The 4,996-nt window shown below is 57.6% G+C and carries 3 protein-coding genes; all 3 read left to right on the top strand.

The window, feature by feature from the left end:
• Nucleotides 1-166: 166 nt before the first annotated feature.
• Nucleotides 167-2,020, top strand: a complete 1,854-nt coding sequence (gene tssI, locus K7X24_RS21690) for a type VI secretion system tip protein VgrG (protein WP_224558261.1) — start codon at nt 167-169, stop codon at nt 2,018-2,020.
• Nucleotides 2,021-2,028: 8 nt separating this feature from the next.
• Nucleotides 2,029-2,436: a DUF1795 domain-containing protein gene (locus tag K7X24_RS21685; protein WP_224558260.1), complete on the top strand. Its 408-nt coding sequence runs from the start codon at nt 2,029-2,031 to the stop codon at nt 2,434-2,436.
• A gap of 11 nt (nt 2,437-2,447) precedes the next feature.
• Nucleotides 2,448-4,996: PAAR domain-containing protein (locus K7X24_RS21680; protein ID WP_224558259.1), on the top strand; the 2,549-nt coding region annotated here is incomplete at its 3' end.

Genomic DNA, 4,996 nt, shown 5'->3' with positions numbered 1-4,996 from the left:
TGGTACCTCCGGCTCTGATGACTGGCGTGCGCCGGTCGAAGCGTAATCTTTCTGTTTCTAACCCGGGCTTGTCCCGGGTTTTCTACGTGTACTGTCCTGAGGTCTGATTCTCCCAGACCTGAGTGCAGACAACACGGTTTTCATCACGGGACGCGAGGGAATAAACGTGGCAAACAGTACAGGATTACAGTTCACGGTAAAGGTCGGCGCATTGCCTGCCCCGACGTTTGCCGTGGTGGATTTTCAGCTCAGCGAAGCGCTTAACCAGCCGTTTGCCCTGTCGCTGAATCTGGCGAGTGCCTTGCCGGATGTGGATTTTGGTACGGTGCTTGACCAGCCGTGTGAGTTGATGGTGTGGTATGAAGGCGTACTCCAACGGCGAGTAAGCGGTATTGTCAGCGCCTTTGCACAGAGTGACACCGGCTTTCGCCGCACGCGCTATCAGGCGGAAGTCCGTCCGGCGTTGTGGCGGCTGGGGCTGCGCACTAATGCCCGCATCTTTCAGGCGCAAAAGCCGGAAGCGATTATCGGCGCACTGCTGGAGGAATCCGGCATCACCGACTACGCCTTTGCGCTGCGTCACGACCACGTGCCACGCGAATACTGCGTGCAGTATCGGGAAAGCGATTTAGCCTTTATCACTCGACTGGCCGCAGAAGAAGGCCTGTACTTCTTCCATGAATTTGAGGAAGGCAAACACCGCGTCGTCTTTGCTGACGATGCTGGGGCGCTCAGCAAAGGCTCTGAACTGTTTTTCAACCTTGCCACACAGGGTCTCAGCGAAGGGCCGTACGTAAACCGCTTCCGCTATGCCGAAGCCGTCAGTACCGCAGAAGTCGCACTCAAGGATTACAGCTTCAAAACCCCCGCCTATGGTCTGCTGCACAGCAAGATGAGCGGCGAGCTGACGCACCAGCGCGAAAACTATCAGCACTTCGACTACCCGGGGCGCTTTAAACAAGACCCCAGCGGCAAGGCCTTTACCGGCTACCGACTGGACGCACTGCGGGCGGGTGCCATGACCGGCTCCGGTGAATCCAATGCCGCTGAACTGATGCCCGGCAGCAGCTTTGCTTTAACCGAACACCCCAACTCGGCACTCAATACCGGCTGGCAACTGGTGGCCATTACCCACAGCGGGCAGCAGCCGCAGGCGCTGGAAGAAGAAAGCGGCGGCGAACCGACCACCTACAGCAACAGCTTTGAGGTCATCAGCGCCAAAAGCACCTGGCGTGCCGACCTGCCCTACAAACCGATGGTGGACGGCCCGCAAATCGCCACCGTGGTCGGCCCAGCAGGTGAAGAAATTTACTGCGACCAATACGGGCGCATCAAACTGCAATTTCCGTGGGATCGCTACGGCGCGAGTAACGACCAGAGTTCCTGCTGGGTGCGCGTCAGCCAGGGCTGGGCCGGTGGTCAGTACGGCCTGATTGCCATCCCACGCATCGGCCATGAGGTCATCGTCAGCTTCCTTGAAGGTGACCCCGACCAGCCGATTGTGACCGGCAGAACCTTTCATGCCACCAACCCAGCACCGTATCCGCTGCCCGCCAACAAGACGCGCACCTCAATCCGCACATCAACCCACAAAGGCGCAGGGTTCAACGAACTGCGCTTTGAAGATCAGGCTGGGCAGGAAGAAGTGTTTATTCATGCCCAGAAAGACATGAATACCGTAGTGCTCAATAACCGCAGTACCTCGGTGAATGTGGATCACAACGAAAACATTGGCCGAGATCAAACGGTTGTCGTACAGCAAAATCAGACGGTCTCCGTCATTGCCGATCAGATTACCGAGATCCAGGGGGAGCAAACGGTTGTGGTGAAAAAAAACCGGAGCACTGTTGTGGAAGACAACGAAACGCTGAGGGTGACGAACGATATCTTTATCCATGCCGAAGACGGCAGCATTCAGATTGGTACGGGTGCTGGCTATATCTCAATCAAGCACAGCGGAGATATTGAGATCGTCGGGAATAACCTAACGCTGAACGGCACCCGTATCGATTTGAATTAAGGATGACTATGTATCAGATGAATGAAGGGACGCTGGCTATCCCCGCCGATTGGCGCGATGAATCACTCCATGTTTTTGTTTTGCCGGGCGATACCATCAACCTGGTTGTCAACCGGACTCCGATTGACTTCGGCCTGACAGCAGAGACGGTTTATCAGCAGACGTTGGACCAGTTTGCGGCACACCTAAAAGGGTATGAAGAGCGCAACGTTTGGGCATTGACGCTGGATGGGCAACCCGCACACGGACTGGAATATACCTGGCGGTCACCAGAAGGGCCGATGCATCAGGTTGTCGTGATGCAGGTGCGCGGTGAGTTATTGCTGACGTTTACCGTAACCGTGGCGGGCGAGCTCAGTGCGGAGCAGAAAACGGCGATGCTGGCGGTGGTCGAGACCTTTAAAGCCACTGCCTGAAAGGAGTCATCATGCTGAGTGATATTCTGAACCGTGTTGCCCGCGTGGGTGCCATGCATGCAGGCAAAGGCCCGACACCGCCGGCCGGTCGTCCTCAACCAGGCCAGGGAAAAGCACCGACATCACCGGGCAAAACCATCAAGCACAAAAGTTTTCTCGGTGCGCTGGCTGGGGCTATCGCAGGAGCGGTTGTAGCAGCCGTGGCCTTTGCCGCAGCGGCTGCCGTGGCGGGTGCCATTGCCGTCGCTGTTGTCGGGACGGGCGGCATGGGGGCGGCGCTGGTGGTGGGTGCCGTCAAACTGGCGGTGGGGTTTGGTGCAGTCAGCCTGCTAGGGGGGCTGATTAGCAGCGTCTCCAGCAAAGTTTCTGCCATGGTAGACAGCGGCGCCCCGCCGTTTGGGCCCGTCGATTCTGGCTCAGACACCGTGTTTGCGGAGAAAAAGCCCATTTCCCGTGCTGAGGTTGATACGGTAGCCTGCACCAAACACAACTCGCCCCAGTTGATTGCGCAAGGCAGTGAAACCGTCTACGTCAATGGCTCGCCAGCAGCACGTATCGACGATAAAACCGTCTGTGGTGCCACAATCAAAGAAGGGGCATCCACCGTCTTTTTTGGCTCCGGTCAGCAAACCTGTCTGGATATTAGTGACGAATTCAGCTGGTGGGAAAAAGCGCTGCTGATAGCCGTGGAATTTTTGGTACCGCCCAGCCGGGGCATGTTCAAAGGGCTAGGGAAGCTATTTACACGTGGGCCAACCGCGGTGCTCAAAGGCATTCGCATGGGGGCGTTAAGAACGGCGGTGGGGCTACGGAGAGCGGCTCGGTGTGCCAGCAAAGGGTTTAAAAATAGCAAAGGGTTGGCACGTATTAAGGAAGCCACTCGGGGCTTTCTAAAAGATCCGGTCTATATTCCCAGCGGGGATGTGATTGAGATGCGTCTGGATCTCGAACTGGGGCAAACACTTCCTCTGCTTTTTGAGCGCACTTACCGCTCTGCCGCCACCCATACCGGCCTGCTAGGACGCGGCTGGTATGACACCTGGAGCGAAGCCGCATACGTCAGCCACGACGGCCTGAATACCCACGTCGTTATCACGCTGGCACAGGGATACGACATTGATTTCACCTTCCATCAGGATGTGCAGGCGGTATTTTGTCCGCTCTATCCGGCCTTTACTCTGCATCGGCGGGCAGAGGGATTTAGCCTGTGGGATCGTGACAGCCTCACCTGGCGTGAGTTCGATGTGCCTCAGGGCGATCGGCTGCTTCTGTCGTCCGTACGCGATCCGCACGACAACCGCATTACCCTGATCCGCGATCCAAAAGGCTATCTGCGCAAGATGCAACACAGTGATGGTATCGAGCTGCTGCTGGTATGGCGGGGAGATTATCTACACCAGATACAGCGCATTGATGCCGGACAAAAAACCATACTGGCCGAATACCGGCAGGATGAACAGGGGCGACTGATTGAGGCCGATGCCACCCATGCCTATCACCTGTTCTACGACTATGACAACGAAAACCGACTCACGCGCTGGCATGACAACGACCAGACCTGGGCGCGTTACGAGTATGACTATCAGGGTCGCTGCGTTTACACCACCTGTGCTGACGGCTACCTGACCGCGCGTTTTGACTATCTCGATGACCGTGTGGTCATGACTGACGGATTAGGTCAGCGCAGCGAATTTGGTTTCAACGCGCTGTCGCTGATGAGCTGGGAAAAATCTCCGTTAGGGCACGTCACCCGCTACGACTACGACGACCACGGCAACCTGTTGCGTGAGATTTCCCCCGCAGGTCGGGTGGTTGAATTCACCTATCTGGACGATAGCGGTCTGGTCAGCACCTTCACCGACGGCAGCGGCCACACCTGGGCCTATGACTATGATGACGCGCAGCGGTTATGCGGCATCACCGACCCGCTCGGGCGCGTCTGGCAATGGGCGTTCGATGAGGCCGGTAGCCCAGAGACACTCACCGGGCCGGATACCCGTGAAGTACGGTTCACCTGGAACCGACACGGCCTGCTGACACAGGTGAGCGATCAGGCGGGCGAGGTTCAGGCACGGCTGCGTTACGATCATCGTCAACGGTTGCTGAGTGCCAGCGATGCGCTCGGGCGTACCCAGCAGCTACGCTATGACCAGCAGGACAGAGTCGTGCAGTGGCAGCGGCCAGACGGAGCACAATTCCGTCTGGGATACCGCCGTGCAAGCTGGAAGCTGCCGGAGCAGCTGATACGCCCCGACGACAAACAAGAACAACGCCAATACGACAAGCATAACAACCTGCTGAGCACGGTGGACGGCAACGGGGCACTGTGGCAGCAAACCTACGGCCCCTTTGACCTGCTCACATCCCGTACCGATGCCGAAGGCCGCACCTGGCGTTACGAATACGACAAAGAGAGCCAGCAACTGATCGCCGTTATCGCCCCGGACGGCAGCCGCTGGCAATGGTGGCTGGATGCCGATGCGCGGGTCATCCGCGAGCGGGACATGGCGGGCACCGACACCCACTACACCTATGACGAAGACAGCCACTGCATCGCCAT

This window comes from Pectobacterium versatile, assembly GCF_020166435.1.
GTDB classification, from domain to species: Bacteria; Pseudomonadota; Gammaproteobacteria; order Enterobacterales; family Enterobacteriaceae; genus Pectobacterium; species Pectobacterium versatile.
Note: the sequence above shows the minus strand (reverse complement) of the source record. Positions and strands in the feature narration are given on the sequence as shown.